Origin of the sequence: Massilia litorea, assembly GCF_015101885.1 — a bacterium.
GTDB lineage: Bacteria > Pseudomonadota > Gammaproteobacteria > Burkholderiales > Burkholderiaceae_D > Telluria > Telluria litorea.
This window is the reverse complement of sequence record NZ_CP062941.1, coordinates 822,647-841,868: the sequence shown is the minus strand read 5'-3', so window position 1 is coordinate 841,868 and position 19,222 is coordinate 822,647. Positions and strand designations below refer to the sequence as shown.

The 19,222-nt window shown below is 65.4% G+C and carries 15 protein-coding genes and 1 tRNA gene; 13 read left to right on the top strand and 3 right to left on the bottom strand.

Going from position 1 to position 19,222, the window contains the following annotated elements:
- Positions 1–121 precede the first annotated feature (121 nt).
- The 8 genes from LPB04_RS03700 (at position 122) to LPB04_RS03665 (ending at position 10,235) form a co-directional block, all read left to right on the top strand.
- Positions 122–1,186 carry a pilus assembly protein PilM gene (locus LPB04_RS03700; protein ID WP_193687439.1) on the top strand — a complete coding sequence of 355 codons (1,065 nt, stop codon included), beginning with the start codon at positions 122–124 and terminating at the stop codon, positions 1,184–1,186.
- A complete protein-coding gene (locus LPB04_RS03695; protein ID WP_193687438.1) occupies positions 1,186–1,830 on the top strand; it encodes a PilN domain-containing protein in 645 nt (214 codons plus the stop codon). The genes LPB04_RS03700 and LPB04_RS03695 overlap by 1 nt, the downstream gene beginning before the upstream one ends.
- A complete protein-coding gene (locus tag LPB04_RS03690) occupies positions 1,827–2,501 on the top strand; it encodes a type IV pilus inner membrane component PilO (protein WP_193687437.1) in 675 nt (224 codons plus the stop codon). The genes LPB04_RS03695 and LPB04_RS03690 overlap by 4 nt, the downstream gene beginning before the upstream one ends.
- Positions 2,498–3,049: a pilus assembly protein PilP gene (locus tag LPB04_RS03685; protein WP_307727339.1), complete on the top strand. Its 552-nt coding sequence runs from the start codon at positions 2,498–2,500 to the stop codon at positions 3,047–3,049. The genes LPB04_RS03690 and LPB04_RS03685 overlap by 4 nt, the downstream gene beginning before the upstream one ends.
- Positions 3,046–5,214 carry a type IV pilus secretin PilQ gene (pilQ, locus tag LPB04_RS03680; protein ID WP_227496606.1) on the top strand — a complete coding sequence of 723 codons (2,169 nt, stop codon included), beginning with the start codon at positions 3,046–3,048 and terminating at the stop codon, positions 5,212–5,214. The genes LPB04_RS03685 and pilQ overlap by 4 nt, the downstream gene beginning before the upstream one ends.
- 108 nt (positions 5,215–5,322) lie before the next feature.
- The gene (locus tag LPB04_RS03675) at positions 5,323–7,425 is read left to right on the top strand and encodes an Ig-like domain-containing protein (RefSeq protein WP_193687436.1); all 2,103 of its coding nucleotides are present in this window, start codon (positions 5,323–5,325) and stop codon (positions 7,423–7,425) included.
- 34 nt (positions 7,426–7,459) lie between these two features.
- On the top strand, positions 7,460–9,082 hold the full coding sequence (gene aroKB, locus LPB04_RS03670; RefSeq protein WP_229515019.1) for a bifunctional shikimate kinase/3-dehydroquinate synthase AroKB: 1,623 nt from the start codon (positions 7,460–7,462) through the stop codon (positions 9,080–9,082).
- Between the two features lie 13 nt (positions 9,083–9,095).
- A complete protein-coding gene (locus LPB04_RS03665) occupies positions 9,096–10,235 on the top strand; it encodes a deoxyguanosinetriphosphate triphosphohydrolase (RefSeq protein ID WP_193687434.1) in 1,140 nt (379 codons plus the stop codon).
- 200 nt (positions 10,236–10,435) lie between these two features.
- Here the strand turns inward: LPB04_RS03665 and mutY are convergent, their stop codons facing one another.
- From mutY to mutM, 3 genes are read right to left on the bottom strand one after another with little or no spacing between them, the layout of a single operon-like run.
- Positions 10,436–11,542 carry an A/G-specific adenine glycosylase gene (gene mutY, locus LPB04_RS03660; RefSeq protein WP_193687433.1) on the bottom strand — a complete coding sequence of 369 codons (1,107 nt, stop codon included), beginning with the start codon at positions 11,540–11,542 and terminating at the stop codon, positions 10,436–10,438.
- Positions 11,539–13,458, bottom strand: coding sequence for a dynamin family protein (locus LPB04_RS03655; RefSeq protein ID WP_193687432.1), 1,920 nt, complete (start codon positions 13,456–13,458; stop codon positions 11,539–11,541). The genes mutY and LPB04_RS03655 overlap by 4 nt, the downstream gene beginning before the upstream one ends.
- 29 nt (positions 13,459–13,487) lie before the next feature.
- Positions 13,488–14,321, bottom strand: coding sequence for a bifunctional DNA-formamidopyrimidine glycosylase/DNA-(apurinic or apyrimidinic site) lyase (mutM, locus tag LPB04_RS03650; RefSeq protein ID WP_193687431.1), 834 nt, complete (start codon positions 14,319–14,321; stop codon positions 13,488–13,490).
- 98 nt (positions 14,322–14,419) lie between these two features.
- Between mutM and LPB04_RS03645 the strand changes: the two genes are divergently transcribed.
- The 5 genes from LPB04_RS03645 (at position 14,420) to LPB04_RS03625 (ending at position 19,038) form a co-directional block, all read left to right on the top strand.
- A complete protein-coding gene (locus LPB04_RS03645) occupies positions 14,420–16,228 on the top strand; it encodes a tetratricopeptide repeat protein (protein ID WP_193687430.1) in 1,809 nt (602 codons plus the stop codon).
- 66 nt (positions 16,229–16,294) lie between these two features.
- On the top strand, positions 16,295–16,900 hold the full coding sequence (locus LPB04_RS03640) for an outer membrane lipoprotein LolB (RefSeq protein WP_193687429.1): 606 nt from the start codon (positions 16,295–16,297) through the stop codon (positions 16,898–16,900).
- 2 nt (positions 16,901–16,902) lie between these two features.
- Positions 16,903–17,784 (top strand): 4-(cytidine 5'-diphospho)-2-C-methyl-D-erythritol kinase, encoded by an 882-nt coding sequence (ispE, locus tag LPB04_RS03635; RefSeq protein WP_193687428.1) that lies wholly within the window; start codon positions 16,903–16,905, stop codon positions 17,782–17,784.
- A gap of 81 nt (positions 17,785–17,865) precedes the next feature.
- Positions 17,866–17,942: transfer RNA gene (locus tag LPB04_RS03630), tRNA-Gln, on the top strand.
- A gap of 145 nt (positions 17,943–18,087) precedes the next feature.
- Entirely contained in the window at positions 18,088–19,038 is a 951-nt protein-coding gene (locus LPB04_RS03625) for a ribose-phosphate pyrophosphokinase (RefSeq protein WP_193687427.1), read from the top strand.
- The last annotated feature ends 184 nt before the right edge of the window (positions 19,039–19,222 follow it).

The following is a 19,222-nucleotide window of genomic DNA, read 5'->3' as shown; positions in this document are numbered from 1 at the left end:
ACGATTTAATGTACTGCCTCATAAATATGCAGTAACTAAAGATTTCACTACAAGATTTTCCCGCACGCGGGCATTGAACGACATTGGCCCGGCATCCGGGCCGCAGCTGAGGAGTAGGCGCGTGATCAATCTGGGTTCCTTGTTCGGTAAGTCGAGCCCGCCGCTTGCCGGACTCGACATCAGCACCTCGGGCCTGCGCCTGGTCGAGCTGGCCGATGCCGGCAAGGGCGTGCTGCGCCTGGAGCGCCACGCGTTCGAGGCGCTGCCGCGCGGCGCCGTGGTCGACGGGAATATCGAAAACTTCGACCAGGTGGCCGAGGCCGTGCGCCGCATCTGGAAGAAAAGCGGCACCCGCGCCAAGAACGTCGCGCTCGGCATGCCGCCTGCGTCGGTCATCACGAAAAAAATCATCCTGCCGGCCGGCATGGCCGAAGACCAGCTGGAAGTGCAGGTCGAATCCGAAGCCAGCCAGTACATCCCGTTCGCGCTCGACGAAGTGAGCCTGGACTTCGACGTGGTCGGCCCGGCGCCGAATTCTCCCGACGACATGGAAGTGATGCTGGCCGCTGCGCGCCGCGAAAAGGTCGAGGACCGGGTGGCGATCGCCGAAGCGGCCGGCCTGACGGCCACCGTGATGGACATCGAATCCTACGCCGCGCGTGCCGCCCTCGAGCGCGCCGCACCTGCAGGCAAGGACAAGATCGTCGCCCTGTTCCAGATCGGCGCCGGCATCACCCACGTATCGATGCTGCACAACGGCGACACCGTCTACGAGAAAGAGCAGGCTTTCGGCGGCAACACGCTGACCCAGGAAATCGTGCGCAGCTACGGCCTGGCCTACGAGGAAGCGGAAACGCGCAAGAAATCCGGCGATTTGCCGGAAAACTTCCGCGCCGACGTATTGACGCCATTCCTGGAAAGCGCCGCGCTGGAAGTGACGCGCGCGATCCAGTTCTTCTTCACCTCGACGCCGTATACCCGCATCGACCAGATCTGGCTGGCCGGCGGCAGCGCCCCGCTGCCCGGCCTGGTCGAGCTGATCGGCGGCCGCACGCGCATCCCGACCGCGCAAGTGACGCCCTTCGACGGCATGCTGCTGGCCCCCGGCTTGCGCGAAGCGCAAGTGCGCGCCGACGGCGCGTCCTACCTGGTTGCCTGCGGCCTCGGCCTGCGGAGGTTTGGCTGATGATCCGGATTAACCTGCTCCCGCACCGGGAAGCGAAACGCAAACAGAAACAGGCGGCTTTCATCGCCATGCTGGTGCTCGGCGGCCTGCTGGGCGTGGCCGTGGTGCTGCTGGTCGGCGGCTGGAACGCCAGCCGCATCGCGATCCAGGAACAGCGCAATGCCGCGCTGTCCACCGAGAACGCCGAACTCGACAAGAAGATCAAGGACATCGCCACCCTGAAGGAAGAAATCAATGCCCTGAAATCGCGGCAGCAGGCGGTGGAAGACTTGCAGGGCGACCGCAACCAGCCGGTCTACCTGTTCGACGAACTGGTGCGCCAGACGCCGGAAGGCGTCTACCTGAAATCCTTCGAGCAGAGCGGCCAGCGCGTGGTCCTGAATGGTTATGCGCAGTCGCAGGAACGCGTGGCCGAGCTGCTGCGCAACCTGTCTGGCAATTCGCCCTGGCTCGAGCGTCCCGAACTCACCGAGGTCAAGGCGGCCACGCTGACCCAGAACAAGCTCGTGCGCAAGGCGGTCGAGTTCACGCTGGCGGTGGCCATCAAGCGTGCCCGCGACACCGAAGAAGCGGCAGACGGCAAGAAGGCCCCGCTGGCCGGCATCGCCAGGACGGAAGCGAAAGCGGGAGAGAACAAGCCATGAACATCGACCTGAAACAACTGGGCGCCGAGCTGTCGGCGCAATTCCAGGGGCTGCAGGGCCGCCCGCCGGGCCTGTGGCCGCTGGCGCCGCGCCTGCTGTGCGCGGCCGGCGCGATGGCGCTGGTCGTCATTGCCGGCTATTTCCTGTACTGGAGCGGGCAGTTCGAGACCCAGGAGTCGCTGGCGGCCCAGGAATCGACGCTGCGCGACGAATACCGTTCGAAAATCGCGCAGGCGGTGAACCTGGAAGCGCTGCAGGCGCAGAAGATCCAGGTCGACCGGTCGGTCGAGCGCCTGGAAAAGCAGTTGCCGAGCAAGGCCGAGATGGCCGCGCTGCTCTCCGACATCAACCAGGCCGGCGTCGGCCGCGGTTTGCAATTCAAGCTGTTCCGTCCCGACCAGGTCGTCGTGCGCGACTACTACGCCGAATTGCCGATCGCGATCGAACTCTCCGGCAGTTACCACGACCTGGGCGCCTTCGCGGCCGACATGGCGCATCTGCCGCGCATCGTCACGCTCAACAACATGCGCCTGAAAACCGACAAGGATGGCGTCCTGACCCTGGACGCGATCGCGAAGACCTTCCGCTACCTCGACGCCGATGAACTGGCCACGCAGAAAGCGGCGCGCCTGAAGGCGAAGAAGAACAAGAAAGCGGAGGGCGCGCCATGATGAAGAACCTGATCGTGCCGGCCTTGATGACCGTGCTGCTGGCCGGCTGCGGCGACAGCGACGTGCGCGAAGTGCGCACCTGGATGGAAGAGACGAAGGCGCAAACCAGGCCGTCGGTGAAACCGCTGCCGGAGTCCAAGGAATTCCTGCCGTACGCCTATAACGGCGCCCAGGCGCCGGATCCCTTCAGCGCCGACAAGCTGGCGGGACCGGGCGTGCTGGCCGCCGCGCAACCGAATGCGGGGCAGCCGTACGCGGCCCGGCCGGACTTGAATCGTCCCCGTGAAGCCTTGGAGAACTATCCTCTCGATACCATGAGGATGGTCGGTATGATGCAAAAGGGCGGCGTCAGCTTTGCCCTGGTGCAGATCGAGCGCAGTGTCTACCGCGTGCGGGCAGGACAGCGCCTGGGCCAGAACTTTGGCCAGGTAACGCGCGTGACCCCGGCGGCCGTGGAAATCCGGGAAATGGTACAGGACGCTGGCGGCGATTGGGTCGAGCGGATATCGAAGCTGGAGTTGCAGGAAAGTAAGGAGATCGGGAAATGACCCCATTCGCAATGATGAACCTGAAGCGCGCCGTCGGCACGCTGCTGGTGCCGGTATTGCTGGCGCTCGGCGCAGGCGCGGCCCAGGCTCAAGATAACGCCATCGAATCGATCAGCGCCAACCAGCAGGGCGCGAACGTGGTGGTCAACATCGCGATGAAAAACGCCCCGACCAAATTGCCGCTCGGCTTTGCGATCACGAATCCGGCGCGCATCGCGCTCGACTTCGGCGCCACGACGAATGCCACCGGCCAGAATGCGCAGGACATCAACCTGGGCGAAGTGCGCGGCGTGAACGTGGTGCAGGCCGGCGAACGCACCCGCCTGGTGATGAATCTGAAACGTCCGGCCAGCTATTCGACGGCGATCGACGGCAAGTCGGTCGTGGTCACCGTGGCCGGCGCCGGTGCGGCTGCCGCGCCGCTCGCCGCGGCCCCGGCGCCGGGCGCGCAGAGCGCAGCCGCAGGGCCGCGCCAGACCTTGCGCAACCTCGACTTCCGCCGAGGTAACGAAGGCGAAGGCCGGGTCGTGGTCGACCTGCCGAACAATGCGGTCGCCGTCGACGTGCGCCAGCTCGGCAACAAGGTGCAGGTGGACTTCATGAACATCGGCCTGCCGGAAACCCTGCGCCGGCGCCTGGACGTCACCGATTTCGGCACCCCGGTGTCGCGCGTGACGACGAGCAGCAACGGCGCCAACGTGCGCATGATCATCGAAGCGCAAGGACAGTGGGAACAGTCGGTCTACCAGAGCGACACCCAGCTGGTCGTGGCCGTGCGTCCGGTGAAGGAAGACCCGAACAAGCTGGCGAAGGGCGCGCAGGGTTACCGCGGCGAGAAGATCAGCTTCGACTTCCAGAACATCGAAGTGCGCGCGGCGCTGCAGGCCGTGGCCGATATTTCGGGCCTGAACATCATCGCCAGCGATTCCGTCACCGGCAGCCTGACCCTGCGCCTGAAGGACGTGCCCTGGGACCAGGCGCTGGACGTGATCCTGCAGTCGAAGGGCCTGGACATGCGCAAGAACGGCAGCGTCATCTGGATCGCGCCGAGGGAAGAACTGCTGACCAAGGAAAAGCTCGAACTCGAGCAACGCGCCCAGATCTCGGACCTCGAGCCGCTGAAGTCCGAAATCTTCCAGCTGAACTACCAGAAAGCCGAATCCTTCCGCACCGTGTTCGGCCTGGACGCGAACGGCGGCGCGGCAAGCGGCGCCGACCGCAACCGCGTGCTGTCCAAGCGCGGCAGCGCGATCATCGATCCGCGCACGAACCAGCTGTTCGTGACCGACATCGCCTCGAAGATCGAAGACATCCGGATGCTGATCCAGAAGACCGACGTGGCATCGAAGCAGGTCCTGATCGAAGCCCGCCTGGTCGAGGCGAACGATGGCTTCTCGCGCAACCTGGGCGCCAAGATCGGCTTTGGCGACATGCGCGGCGTGCGCGGCGGCGATGCCGGCTACGGCATCGGCGGCAACAACCGCGTCGCCATCGGCGGCAACCTGACCGGCGTCGGCCAGGTCACGGGCCAGACCCCGGACAACGGCGATGCCTACACGAATACGACGATGGTGAACCTGCCGGCGGCGGCGATCGGCGGCATCTCGGCGCCGAGCCTGGCCTTCTCCCTGTTCTCCTCGGCCGACAATCGCTTCCTGAACCTGGAACTGTCGGCGCTGGAAGCGGACGGCAAGGGCAAGATCATCTCCAGCCCGCGCGTGGTCACCGAAGACAAGATGGTGGCCGTGATCGAGCAGGGTATCGAACTGCCGTACCAGGTCGCCTCCTCGAGCGGCGCCACCTCGATCGAATTCAAGAAGGCGAACCTGCGCCTGGAAGTGATCCCGCAGATCACGCCGGACGGCAACGTGGTGCTGGAAGTGGACGTGAGCAAGGATTCGAAGGGCGAGGAAACGCGCGCCGGCTTCGCCATCAACACCCAGCACGTGAAAACCAAGGTCATGGTCGAAAACGGCGGCACCGTGGTGCTGGGCGGTATCTACCAGCAGACCGAGCGCAGCAACGTGAGCAAGGTGCCGCTGCTGGGCGACGTTCCGGTGCTCGGCTACCTGTTCAAGACCCAGGGCCGCGAGAGCGCGAAGACCGAACTGCTGGTGTTCATCACGCCGAAGATCGTCGCCGACCGCGTGGCATCCGGACGCTGATCCGGGACCTTGATCCATATCGAGCCAGACAACACCTGACACCGATGCCGGACCGTCCTCCCGACGTTCCGGCATTTTTTACAGCTGAAAAAGAATAGGAACAACAACATGCTGACAGCATCGACCCACCATCCTTCCGCCGGCATCAAGCGCGTGGCGGTCCTGACCCTGATCGCCGCCGCAGTGTTGAGCGCCTGTGGCGGCGGTGGCGGCAATCCCGGCGCGGTGCCGGCCGCATCCGGCGCCACGGGCAACACCGGTACCGGCGGCACCGGCACCGGCACCGGCACGGGCACCACCGCCACCGCTGACACCAAGGTCAGCCTGACGATGACGGACGGCACCAACCAGCCGGTCACGAGCCTGTCCGGCGGCCAGAGCGCGACGCTGAAGGCAACCGTCCTCACCCCGTCCGGCAAGCCCGCCGTCGGCGCGATCGTCCAGTTCGCCACCGCGACCGCGGGCATGGTCGCCTTTACGCCGGACACCGGTTCGGCCCTGACCGACGCCAACGGCGTGGCCGTCGTGACGATCAAGCCGGCCACCTACACCACCGCGGGCGCGCTCGCCCTGACCGCGACCTCCGTCGTCGAAAGCAAGACCGGCAGCGCCGGCCTGAACATCGCCATCGGCGCCGCGCCCCTGACCGTGGGCGCGCTGTCGTTCTCGCCGGCCCCGGCCGGCCGCCTGCCGGCCTTCAACACCCTGGCACTGAACATCCCGGTCACCAGCAATGGCCAGGCTGCCACCGCATCGACCGGCCTGAGCCTGACCTCGCTGTGCGCCGGCAACGGTAGCGCGACGCTGGTGCCGGGCGCGATCAGCAACGGCGTGCAGCTGGCAACCTACACCAACAATGGCTGCACGCTCGGGCGCGACGTCATCACCGCTTCGATCGGCAACTCGAGCCAGACCATCGGCATCGACGTCAGCGCGGCCAATATCGGCGCGATCCAGTTCTCGGGTTCGAGCCTGAGCGGCACCGCGATCGTGCTCAAGGGTTCGGGCGGCCAGGGCCGTTCGGAATCGGCCCAATTGAACTACCGCGTCGTCGACCAGCAGGGCAATGGCCTGGCCGGCGTCGACGTCGACTTCAGTGCCACCACGGCCACCGGCGGCCTGACGGTCAGCCCGATCCGCGCCACCACCGACGCCTCGGGCAAGGTCTCCACGACCGTGGCCTCGGGCTCGATCCCGACCCCGGTGCGCGTGCTGGCCTCCGCCAGCCGCAACGGCTCCGTCATCACCGGCCTGTCGGACACCCTGATCGTGTCGACCGGCCTGCCGATCCAGAAGTCGATGACGATGAGCCCGGCGTTCCGCAATCTCGAGGCCTGGGACGTGACGGGCGAGACGGTGGGGATTTCCGTCTACCTCGCTGACCAGTACGGCAACAAGGTGTCCGATGGCACCGCGGTCAACTTCGTGACCGAAGGCGGCGCCGTCGCCAGCTCGGCCCAGGGCGGCTGCGTGACGGTCGACGGCCACTGCTCCGTCGACCTGGTCGGCCAGAACGTGCGTCCCGCGACCGGCCGCGTGACCGTGATGGCCTTCGTCCAGGGCGTGGAGGACTTCGTCGACATGAACGGCGACGGCCAGTACAGCTGCACCGGCTGGACCGGCCCGGCCGGCAGCTACCGGCCACTGGTCGACACTTGCCCGAGCGGCGGCGAACCGTTTACGGACATGCCCGATCCGTTCCTGGACACGAACCTGAACGGCGTGTACGAAGCGGCCGACAACGACCTGCCGATCCCCTTCAACAGCAGCACCTACAAGCCGGTCGGCAATGGCGCCTGGGGCCTGAATTACCTGCGCCGCGACATCGAGATCGTATTCAGCGGCTCCTATGCGCGGCTGAGCGACGTCTGCTACAACGGCAGCTGTACCGGCGCGACCTACGCCAACGGCGCCTCGATCCCGCTCGCCGGACTGGCAGGAACGGGCTGCGCCGCGCGTGCACTGTCGGTCCGCCTGACCGACGTCAACAACAATCCGCTGCCGTTCGGTACCGGCGTGTCGGTGTCGTCCGCGACCAAATTGTCGGTCACGGGACTGTCGCCGGCGACGATTCCATCGACGCTCGCGGCCGGCGGCACCCTCCACCAGATGACGGTCTCGCCGGATGCGCAATGCGCGCCGGGCGATTTCACTCTCCAGACCAAGACGCCACAGGGTAAGATTACGGAATTCAAGTTCACCGCTAATTGATGTGAAATCCGAAAATGTGTTTCTTGTCGGACTGATGGGGTCCGGCAAGACCACCATCGGCCGGCTGCTGGCGCGCCGGCTGAACATGCGCTTCGTCGATTCCGACCATGCGATCGAGGCGCGCACCGGCGCCACGATCCCGTGGATCTTCGAAATCGAAGGGGAGGCCAGCTTCCGCCGGCGCGAAGCGGACATGATCCGCGAACTCACCGCCCAGCGCGGCATTGTGCTGGCCACCGGCGGCGGCGCCGTGCTCGATGCGGGCAGCCGCGCCTTCCTCGCCGAACGCGGCACGGTCATCTACCTGCGCGCCAGCGTCGGCAGCATCCTGCAGCGCACCTCGCACGACAAGAACCGGCCGCTGCTTCAAACCGCCGACCCGCGCAGGAAGCTCGAGGAACTGCTGGCCCAGAGGGAGCCGCTGTACCGCGAGATCGCGGACCTCGTCATCGATACCGGCCGACCTAACGTACAATCGATGGTTCAGACAATTTTGGACCAGCTCGACGCGCTCAATTCGGCGCGTTCGCGGCGCGCAAAGGCGACATCGATGAACGTACAAGCACCTCTCAATCTCAACGTCGACCTGGGCGAGCGCAGCTACCCGATCGCCATCGGCCCCGGCGTCCTCGACGACGGCGCGCTGCTTGCGCGCCAGGTGGGCGGCAACAAGGCGGCCATCGTCACCAACACGACGGTCGCGCCGCTGTACCTGGACAAGGTCGCGGCACCCTTGCGCGCGGCCGGGCGCGAGGTGGTCGAGATCATCCTGCCCGACGGCGAAGAGCACAAGAACTGGCAGTCGCTGATGCTGGTCTTCGACGCGCTGCTGGCAAATAAATGCGACCGCAAGACGACCCTGATCGCCCTGGGCGGCGGCGTCATCGGCGACCTGACCGGCTATGCCGCGGCCAGCTACATGCGCGGCGTGCCGTTTGTGCAAATACCGACTACCTTGCTCTCGCAGGTCGACTCCTCGGTCGGCGGCAAGACCGGCATCAACCACCCGCTCGGCAAGAACATGATCGGCGCCTTTTACCAGCCGCGCGCGGTGCTGGCCGATACCGCCACCCTGTCGACCTTGCCGGCGCGCGAACTGTCGGCGGGCCTGGCCGAAGTGATCAAGCACGGCGCGATCCTGGATGCCGCCTTCTTCGACTGGATCGAAGCGAACATCGATCGCCTGGTGGCGCGCGATCCGGGCGCGCTGTCGCATGCGATCGCGCGCTCCTGCGAGATCAAGGCCGAAGTCGTGCGCAAGGACGAACGGGAGGGCGGCCTGCGCGCCGTGCTGAACTTCGGCCACACCTTCGGGCATGCGATCGAAGCGGGCCTCGGCTACGGCACCTGGCTGCACGGCGAGGCGGTCGGCTGCGGGATGGTGATGGCGGCCGACCTGTCGCGCCGCCTGGGCCTGGTCGACGATGCCACCGTCGAACGCGTGCGGGCGCTGGTCGCCGCCGCCGGCCTGCCGGTCAAAGCGCCGGACCTCGGCATCGAGCGCTGGATCGAGCTGATGGAAGTGGACAAGAAGAACGAGGGCGGTGCCATCAAATTCATCCTGTTGAAACCCCTGGGCAGCCCGAGCATCAGCAGCGTGCCGCCGGAACTGCTGCGTGCCACGCTGGAAAGCTGCGTGGACGCCGGCATAAAGTGAAGAGGCGCCGCGCATGATCGATTTCGACGCCCACCTGGCTCCGTATGCGGCGCATTCGAAGGCCTCGCGCGGGCGCCGTTTCGACGAGCCCGCGCCCGGTTCGCGCAGCGAGTATCAGCGCGACCGCGACCGCATCATCCACTCCACGGCTTTCCGCCGCCTCGAATACAAGACCCAGGTTTTTCTCAATCACGAGGGTGACCTGTTCCGCACGCGCCTGACGCACTCGATCGAAGTCGCGCAAATCGGCCGCACGCTGGCGCGCAGCCTGCGCCTGAACGAAGACCTGGTCGAAGCCACGGCGCTGGCGCACGACCTCGGGCACACGCCGTTCGGCCACGTCGGCCAGGACGTGCTCAACGAATGCATGAAGGACTACGGCGGCTTCGAGCACAACCTGCAAAGCCTGCGGGTGGTGGATCACCTGGAAGAGCACTACGGCGCCTTCGACGGCCTGAACCTCACGTTCGAAACGCGCGAAGGCATTTTGAAGCACTGCTCGCTGAACAACGCGCGCCAGCTTGGCCCGCTCGGCCAGCGCTTCATCGACAAGACCCAGCCCAGCCTGGAAGCGCAGCTGACCAATCTCGCCGACGAGATCGCGTACAACAACCACGACATCGACGACGGCCTGCGTTCGGGCCTGCTCACGATGGAGCAGATGATGCAGGTCGAGCTGTTCGCGCGCCATCGCAACGCGGTGGAAGCGCAGTATCCCGGCCTGCCGGGCCGGCGTGCGCTGTACGAGACGATCCGTTTGATGATCACGGCCATGACGGCTGACCTGGTCGAGACCTCGGCCGCCTTGCTGCTCGATGCCGCGCCGGCGAACATCGACGCAGTGCGGACTTCGCCGCCCCTGATCCGTTTTTCGGACCAGATGCGCGCCGAGACCACGGCCTTGAAACGCTTCCTGTATGCGAACCTGTACCGCCACTTCAAGGTCAACCGCATGCGGGTAAAGGCCAGCCGCATCGTGCGCGAACTGTTCGACGCCTTCATGACGGACCCGGTGCTGCTGCCGCCGGATTACCAGGTGGCCAACGGCGACACCGTGAAGCAGGCGAGGAAGATTGCGGACTACATCGCGGGCATGACGGACCGCTATGCGATCCGCGAGCACAAGCGGATTTTTTCGCTGGACGAATTGTAGGGTGGGCCGGGCCGCGATCGGATTCATGCCCACGCGGTACTGCGCATGATGGTCGAAACGTGTAGATGCCGTACCGCGTGGGCACAGGTGCCCACCCTACGTTACGCAACGGGCGCAAAATAGCACCACGCGGCGCTGGTGCACCGTAGGGTGGGCTCTCCGAGCCCACGCGTCCACCCTGTGCGCAACCTTAGCGCGCGCTAGAACAAACTCGGGCGCGCCAGGTCCAGCAGCAGCTTCTTGACCGGCGCCGGCAGCGCGGCATCGCCAACCGCCTCCATCGCGACCCACACATGACCGTCCGGCGTCGCCCCACGCTCGGCCAGCGTCACCTTGTGCGGATGAATGTGCAATTTATAGTGCGTGAACACATGCACCAGCGGCAGCAGCGCCTGCACTTCCTCGACCTGGCCCAGCGCCTGCACCTGCACCTGCGCCGCGAGCGCAATCCCGCCATCTTGCGCGAGCTCGATGCCGACGTGGCCGTCCACTTCCGGCAGCGACAGCAATCCTCCCCAGATGCCGCTGGCAGGACGCTGCTCGAGCAGCACATGGTCATCGTGGATCACGACCAGCATGGCCGCACGCTTCTCCGGCGTGGTCTTCTTCGGTTTGCGCACCGGGAGTTCATCGGTACGGTTCGTTGCAAACGCGACGCAGCGCGCCTGCAGCGGGCAGCGGCCGCAGTCGGGCTTCGAACGCGTGCACAGCGTCGCACCGAGGTCCATCAGGCCCTGCGTGTACGATTCGATGCCCTCTGCCGGCAGCAGCGCCTCGGCGCGGCGCCATAGTCCCTCTTCGATGCGCTTTTCGCCCGGATAGCCCTCGACGCCGAAGACGCGCGCGAACACGCGTTTCACGTTCCCGTCCAAAATCGCGGCGCGGGTGCCGTTCGAGAAGGCTGTGATCGCGGCGGCGGTCGAGCGCCCGATGCCGGGCAAATCGGCCAGCAGCGCAGGATCGGCCGGGAACTGGCCACCATATTCGTTGACAACGCGGATCGCGCAGGCGTGCAGGTTTCTCGCCCGCGTGTAGTAACCGAGCCCGCTCCAGTGCGCCATCACGTCCTCGATCGGCGCGCTGGCCAGGTCCTGCACGGTCGGGAAGCGCTCCAGGAAGCGCGCGTAATAGCCGAGCACCGCGGCCACCTGCGTCTGCTGCAGCATGATCTCGGAGAGCCAGACGCGGTAGGCGTCGCGCGTGTTCTGCCACGGCAGGGTGTGGCGCCCGTGCGTGCGCTGCCAGTCGATCACGGCCTGCGAAAACGTCGGATCAAGCAGGTCGTCGAATTCCGTCAGGCGCTTCATGCGGCCTCCCGCAGCGGCGCGTCGTCCAGCGCCGCGGCGACGGCATCGTTCAAGGCGTCCAGGCGCCGGCGCTGTCCGTCCAGTTCTTCCTGGCTCGTTTCGAATGCCGCGATCTTTTGCTCCAGGCTGTCGGTGGCATCGTGGATGCGCTGGATCGAGGACAGGCGATGCCGCAACTGCTCCTTGTGCTGGCGGATTTGGGTCTCGAGCGGCACCATGATCACCTTCAGCCAGGCCTCGACGTCCGCATTCGCGGCGCGGACACTGCGGCGCACGTTCGAGACGATCGAATCGAAGAAGCGGTCGAGCAGGGTACTGCGGCTGCTCATGAGCAGGGTCGCGGTGCCGAACTGCTTGACGTACAGCGCCTCGACGGCATCGATCTCGTCGCGGTAGAGGGCGAGGGACAGCGGCATCGGCGGCGACATGGTGAGACCGTGCTCGGCGGCCAGGCCGCGCACCATCATGTCCATCACCTTGCCGATCTCGGACACTTGCGCGTCGGCCGCATCGAGGCTGGCGCGGACGTTCTCGAAAAAGGCGCGCACCGGGGCGCGCATGCCGGTCGCGAAGCGCGAGGCATGCAGCGCCATGCGCACCGTCTCGGCCTGGCGCGCGACGGCGTCCATGTCGAGGATCGAATACAGTTCGGTCGACAGCTTCGTAAAACGGGCGCGCGCGTCCTGCAGGCGCAGCAGGCCGGCATCGAAATCCTTCCGTTCGGCCTCGATGCGGCGCATCATGTGCGCCAGCACGTTCTGGTTCTTGCCGCGCAGGCTTTTGAGTTCCTGCAGCTGCTCGACCAGGCCGCGTGCGCGCGCCGCCAGGGCGCTCGTCTGCGCGCTCGCCAGCGCCTGCAAGTCCTCGCGCAGCGCGCTGCCCAGGATCGCCTTCTTCTGCGGGATCAGGCCATGCAGCAGGGCCGCTTCCAGTTCGCCCAGGCGGCTGCGCTCGAATAAATCCATGTCGCCCTGGATGCGGCCGACCAGCGCCTTCTGCGCCGACACCGGATACACCTGCCCGGGCGCGAGGCCGAGCTGCTGCGCCACGCTGGCCTGCTGGCGCGCGATCTCGGCTTCGTTCTGCTCGTCGCTACGCAAGGCATCCCACATCGCGTCGATCTTGTTGAGCACGACGATGCGGCCTGGTCCGGCGCCGATATGGGTGCGCCAGACCTCGATGTCGCTGCGGGTGACGCCCGTTTCGGCGGCCAGCACGAACAGGACGGCATGCGCGTTCGGGATCAGGTTCAGCGTCAGTTCGGGCTCGGTGCCGATCGCGTTCAGGCCCGGGGTATCGAGAATCACGAGCCCCTGTTTCAGGAGCGGGTGCGGCAGGTTGATGATCGCATGCCGCCACTGCGAGATCTCGACCAGGCCGTCGCCCCCGAGCGCGTCCGCCAGTTCGGGATCGTCCGGATCGTAGAGGCCATAGCGCTGCGCTTCCTCGGGAGGCACGCGGCGGGTCATGCTGACCTGGCGGAACGCCTGCGCCATGCGCTCCGGCGCGTCGAGCGCGAGCGGCAGCACGGTCCAGGCGGACGCATCCTCGCGAAAATCGCTGGTGGAGAGCTGGCGCGCGCGGGTTTCGATCGGCAGCAGGCGGATGCAGGGTTCCCAGGCGGCGTCGTACAGCAGTTCGGTCGGGCACATGGTCGTGCGGCCGGCGGAGGAGGGCAGGATGCGCTGGCCGTAGTCGGCGAAGAAGATCGCGTTGATCAGCTCGGATTTGCCGCGCGAGAATTCGGCCACGAAAGCCACCGAGAGGCGGTCGTCGCGTACCCGCGCCGCGGCTTGCGCCATGCGTTGCGTGGTCGCCGCATCAAGCACGTCGACGCTGCCCAGCGCCGCGCGGTATTCGTTCAGCGCCGCCGCGATCGATGCGCGCCAGGCGCTGTATTCTTGGATATCTTGCATGGGGTTCCGCCTGCTAATCAGTGAGGTCTTCAGCGCTGGCAAGTCGCGCAATAAAACGTCGACCGCTGCCCCTGCTTGATCTGGCGCACCGGCGCGCCACAGTTTCTGCAAGGCACTCCTGCACGATCATAGACGAAATATGTCTGCTGGAAATAGCCAGATTGACCATTCACCGCAATAAAGTCTTTCAGGGTACTGCCGCCCTGCACGATGGCTTCCGCCAGGATCTCGCGAATCGCCGTCGCCAGCTTGTCGTAGCGGGCGCGGCTGATGCGCGAAGCCGGCGTCTTCGGGCTGATACCGGCCTTGAACAGGCTTTCGCAGGCGTAGATATTGCCGACGCCGACGACGATATCGCCCGCGAGCAGCACCTGCTTGATCGGCGCGCTGCGCTTGCGCGTTGCCTTGTGCAGCAGCTCGGCCGAAAATTTGTCTTCCAGGGGCTCGACGCCGAGGCCGCGCAGCAGCACGTGTTCGTCGATATCGCCGTCGTCGTGCGCATGCCAGAGCACGGCGCCGAAGCGGCGCGGATCGTGCAGGCGCAGCACCTGCAGTTGCGCGCCGTCGCTGACGACCAGGTCGAAGTGGTCATGCTTCTTCAGCTCGGTCCCCACGGGCAGGATGCGCAAATGACCGGACATGCCAAGGTGGATGATGAGCGTGCCGGCATCGAAACCGATCAACAGATACTTGCCGCGCCGGCCGACCTGCATGATGCGCTGGCCGAGCAGCGAATCGGTCAGGTGGCCGGGAAACGGCCAGCGCAAGCCTTCGCGCCGGAACACGACCTGCTCGACGATGCGGCCTTCGAGGTGGGGCGCCACGCCGCGCCGGGTCACTTCTACTTCGGGGAGTTCAGGCATGAAAATCTGACAAAATTCTTGTAAATTCGTGTTGCGCCCTCGCACGCGCGACGGGGCTTGGGCGTAGAATCGAACATCATTCCACACATGGACTTGCCTTGAAAAACGCTTTCGTCATTGTAACCCTCTCCGGCTTGCTGGCTGCGTGTGCCGTGGCGCCGCAGCAGCCGCCTGTTGCGCAATCGGCGCAGCTGTCGCCAGAGCAGCAAGCGGAAGCAAAGCTTGAGGCGCAGGCCAAGGCCGAGAGCGACGCGAAAGCCGAGCTTGAGGCGGAAAAGGCGCGCCTGCCGAAGGTCGAACTGACGAGCACCTTGCTGAATCAGCTGCTGCGCGCCGAGTTCGCGTTTCGCGCCGGCGACTGGCAAGGGCCCTACCTGACGATGCTGAGCCTGGCGCAGCAGACGCGCGACCCGCGCCTGGCGCGCCGCGCCGCCGAAATGGCGCTGGCCGCGCGCCAGCCGGAAGACACGCTGGCCGCCGTGCGCCAGTGGCGCCAGCTCGACCCGCAGTCCGACGAGGCGACCCAGTACTATCTGGGGATGGTCATCCTGTCCGACAATATCTCGGACGCAGAAGAAATTTTCCGCAAGCGTTTAGAGGGCGCGCCGGCCGGCGTGCGCGGCATCGTGCTCTACCAGGTGCAGCAACTGCTCTCGCGCGCCAAGGACAAGGAAGCGGCGGCCGCCATGCTGGAGCGTATTGTGGCGCCCTATCGCGACACGCTCGAGGGCCATGTGGTCCTGGCCCAGGGCGCGCTGGCGCGCGGCGACAAGGCGCAAGCCGGGCGCGAGGCGCGCGCCGCGCTGGCCATGAAACCGGATTCCGAGATCGCCGTCCTGACCCTGGCGCAGGCGGGCGAGAACGAGGCGCAGGTCGCCGAGTTGCTGGCGAAATTTATCGCCGCCAATCCGAATGCGCGCGAAGTGCGCGCCGCCCGTGCCCGCCTGCTGGTCAACGACAAGCAGTTCGAGGCCGCCCGGAGCGAATTCCTGCTGCTCGATAAACAGCAACCGGACAACGTCACCACCCTGTACGCGCTCGGCGTGCTGTCGACCCAGCTGAACGACCCGAGCAGCGCCGAGCGATACTTTGCGCGCTTCGTCGACGTCCTCGGGCGCAACCCGGAAGACGAACGCGATCCCTCGAAGGCTTTGTTGATCCTGTCGCAGCTGGCGGAAGAACGCGGCGACATCAAGGCCGCCGTCGGCTGGCTCGATAAACTGCCCGAGGGCGACGAAAAGGCAGCGTTCGGTGCCCAGTTGCGCCGCGCCCAGCTGCTCGGCAAGGGCGGCGACGTGCCGGCCGCGCGCCGCCTGCTGGCCTCCCTGAAGCCCGGCGAGCCAGTCGCCCAGGCGCAAGTTGCCGCCACCGAGGCGCAGGTGCTGCGCGATGCCGGCCAGGCCGAACAGGCCTTCCAGCTGATGCAGAACGCGACGCGCCGTTTCCCGAACAACCCTGATTTACTGTACGACTTCGCGCTGCTGGCCGAAAAGACCGGTCACGTCGACGTGATGGAAGGCAGCCTGCGCGAAGTGATGCGCCTGGCGCCCGACAACCACCACGCCTACAACGCCCTCGGCTATTCCCTGGCCGAGCGTAATGTGCGCCTGGAAGAAGCGCGCGCCCTGATCGAAAAGGCGCTGGCGATGGCGCCAGAAGACCCTTTTATTATGGACAGCATGGGCTGGGTTCAATATCGCCTCGGTAACCTCGACGCCGCCGAAGCCCATCTGCGCCGCGCCTACGGCCTGCGCCACGATCCCGAGATCGCCGTCCACCTGGGAGAAGTGCTGTGGCAGAAGGGCAAGCAGGCCGACGCCCAGAAACTGTGGCGCGAAGCGCGCGCGAAAGACCCGCAGAACGACACGCTGCGCAGCACGCTGGCGCGCCTGAAGCTGTCGCTGTGAAATAATGCTGGATTAGCATGGCGGGCAGGGCGCCCGCCGCTTCCCCTACTGTTCCTATTTCGACCGATGCCGATCAACCGCCGTCTCTCCCTGTTCGTCCTGGCCGCCGCGCTCGCTGGCTGCGCCACCACCGCCACCCAGCCGAGCGGTACCGCGACTGCCGCCGCCGTCGCTCCCTACCGCGATACCATCGAGCTCACGGGCCGCCTGCAGGTGACCTACCAGAAGGATGGCCAGCCCGGCTCCACCAACGGCGGCTTCGAGTGGTCGCAGCGTCCGGGCCAGATCGACGTGGCCTTCCTCAGTCCATTAAAACAGACGGTCGCCACGATCAGCGTCACGCCGCAGGGCGCCACGCTCACCGAAGCCGGCCGCGCGCCGCGCACGGCCAGCGACATCGACACCCTGAGCGCGCAGGCGCTCGGCTGGGCGCTGCCGGTGTCCGGCCTGCGCGACTGGCTGCAGGGCTATGCGACCGGCGCCGACGGCAAGCGTTTTATTGCTTCTCCCGCCAACAACAGCGTCTACACCAGGGACGGCTGGCGCCTGCGCTTCGTTTCCTGGCAAGCGGGCAAGGATGGTGCGCAAATGCCCAGGAATATCGTTGCTGAACGTGGCGCCAATGCCGGCAGCGAGCTGGCGATCCAGATCATTCTCGATCCGAGCGCTTGAGCATGCGTTCGCTGCACGGCTGCCCGGCTCCGGCCAAACTGAACCTGTTCCTGCACATCGTCGGCCGCCGTGCCGACGGTTATCACTTGCTGCAAAGCGTGTTTCAACTAATCGAGCGCGGCGATACCCTGGATTTCGACCTGCGCGCGGATGGCCGCATTCATCGCACCAACGACGTGCCCGGGGTGCCCGAAGACGCCGATCTGATCGTGCGCGCGCTCCAGCGGCTGGCCGCTGCCTATCGTGAACGCCATGGCCGCGCCGCGCCCGGCATCGATGTCGCCGTCCATAAAATTCTGCCGATGGGTGGTGGGCTCGGTGGCGGCTCCTCCGATGCGGCCACGGCGCTGATGGCGGCGAATCACCTGTGGCAGGGTGGCTTCAGCGACGGGGAGCTGATGGAGATCGGCTTGCCGCTGGGCGCCGACATTCCCTTTTTTATTTACGGCCGCACCGCCTTCGTCGAAGGCGTGGGGGAGGCGATGCAGCCGGTCGACGGGCCGGATTGCTGGTATGTCGTGCTCGAACCGGGCGTCTCCGTGCCGACTCCGGCAATTTTTGCTGCAGAGGATTTGACGCGCGATACGAAGCCCGTTAGAATAGCGGACTTTCCTGAAGCGAACTTATTAAGTGAGTTTGGGAAAAATGATTTGCAAGCAGTGGCGTCCCGTTTGTTTCCGCCGGTAGCACAGGCGATCGAATGGCTGGGGCAATACGGTGCAGCAAGGATGACTGGTTCGGGAGCATGTGTGTTTTGTGCGCTTCCCGGCGAGGCACAGGCGGATCAGGTGTTGGGGCAGGTTCCCACTCGCTGGCGAGCATGGAAAGCCCGGTCCTTGATGCAACATCCGCTGAAATCGCTCTTGCAAAACAATGAGTTGTAGAATAAAATTTTGCCTGTTGCAGGATTTGACGATCAGTCGATACGATGATCAGTGAGTAGTGCAACAAGCTGTAAGTTGCGTAGGGGAATCGCCAAGCTGGTTAAGGCACCGGATTTTGATTCCGGCATACCAAGGTTCGAATCCTTGTTCCCCTGCCATTCGTTTTATCCGGCCTGTCGATGCTGATGCGTCCAGCGGATAAATGGGGCGAAACCGCTCTCGTGGTCCAGCCTTAGCGCATAATCAGCCGGTATAGCCGGCTGCTTTTTTTTCAAGTATCAACGCTCTTCTCTCGGGACTCCCATGGCTTACGAAAACCTGATGGTTTTTACCGGCAACGCTAATCCGGCGCTAGCAGAAGGGGTCGCAAAAAGCCTCGGTATTCCTCTCGGCAAGGCCGTCGTCTCGAAGTTCTCGGACGGCGAAGTCATGGTCGAAATCAACGAGAACGTGCGCGGCAAGGATGTCTTTGTCCTGCAGTCGACCTGTGCTCCGACCAACGACAGCCTGATGGAAATCATGCTGATGGTCGACGCGCTCAAGCGTGCCTCGGCCGGCCGCATCACCGCCGCCATTCCCTACTTTGGTTACGCCCGCCAGGACCGCCGCCCACGCTCGGCGCGTGTCGCGATCTCGGCCAAGGTCGTTGCCAACATGCTCGAAGAAGCCGGCGTCGAGCGCGTCCTGATCATGGATTTGCACGCCGACCAGATCCAGGGCTTCTTCGACATCCCGGTCGACAACATCTACGCATCGCCGCTGCTGCTGGGTGACCTGCAAAAGCGCAACTACGACGACCTGCTGGTCGTGTCGCCGGACGTCGGCGGCGTGGTGCGTGCCCGTGCGCTGGCCAAGCGTCTCGGCTGCGACCTGGCGATCATCGACAAGCGTCGTCCAAAAGCGAACGTGTCGGAAGTCATGAACATCATCGGCGAAGTCGAAGGCCGCAACTGCGTCATCATGGATGACATGGTCGATACCGCCGGCACGCTGTGCAAGGCCGCCGAAGTCCTGAAGGAACGCGGCGCCAAGAAGGTTGTCGCTTACTGCACGCACCCGGTCCTGTCGGGTCCGGCGATCGAGCGTATCTCGAACTCGCCGCTGGACGAACTGGTCGTCACCGACACCATCCCGCTGAGCGAAGCCGGCCGTGCCTGCGGCAAGATCCGCCAGCTGACCTGTGCTCCGCTGCTGGCCGAAACGTTTAAACGTATCGTCAAGGGCGACTCGGTGATGTCGCTGTTCGTCGACTAAAAGTACTTGCTTCAAAACACGGCGCGCTGGGCTGAAAAGCTGGCGCGCCGTTGTGTCATTCAAGAATTCGTTTTTCTTGAGCGCGTTTTCAGCGCTCAGCCAAGCCAGTCCCTGGTCGCGGGGGCGGGCACAACCGGGAAATCGGGCGGGAACACTTTCCTGCATGCGATCCCAAACTTATGGA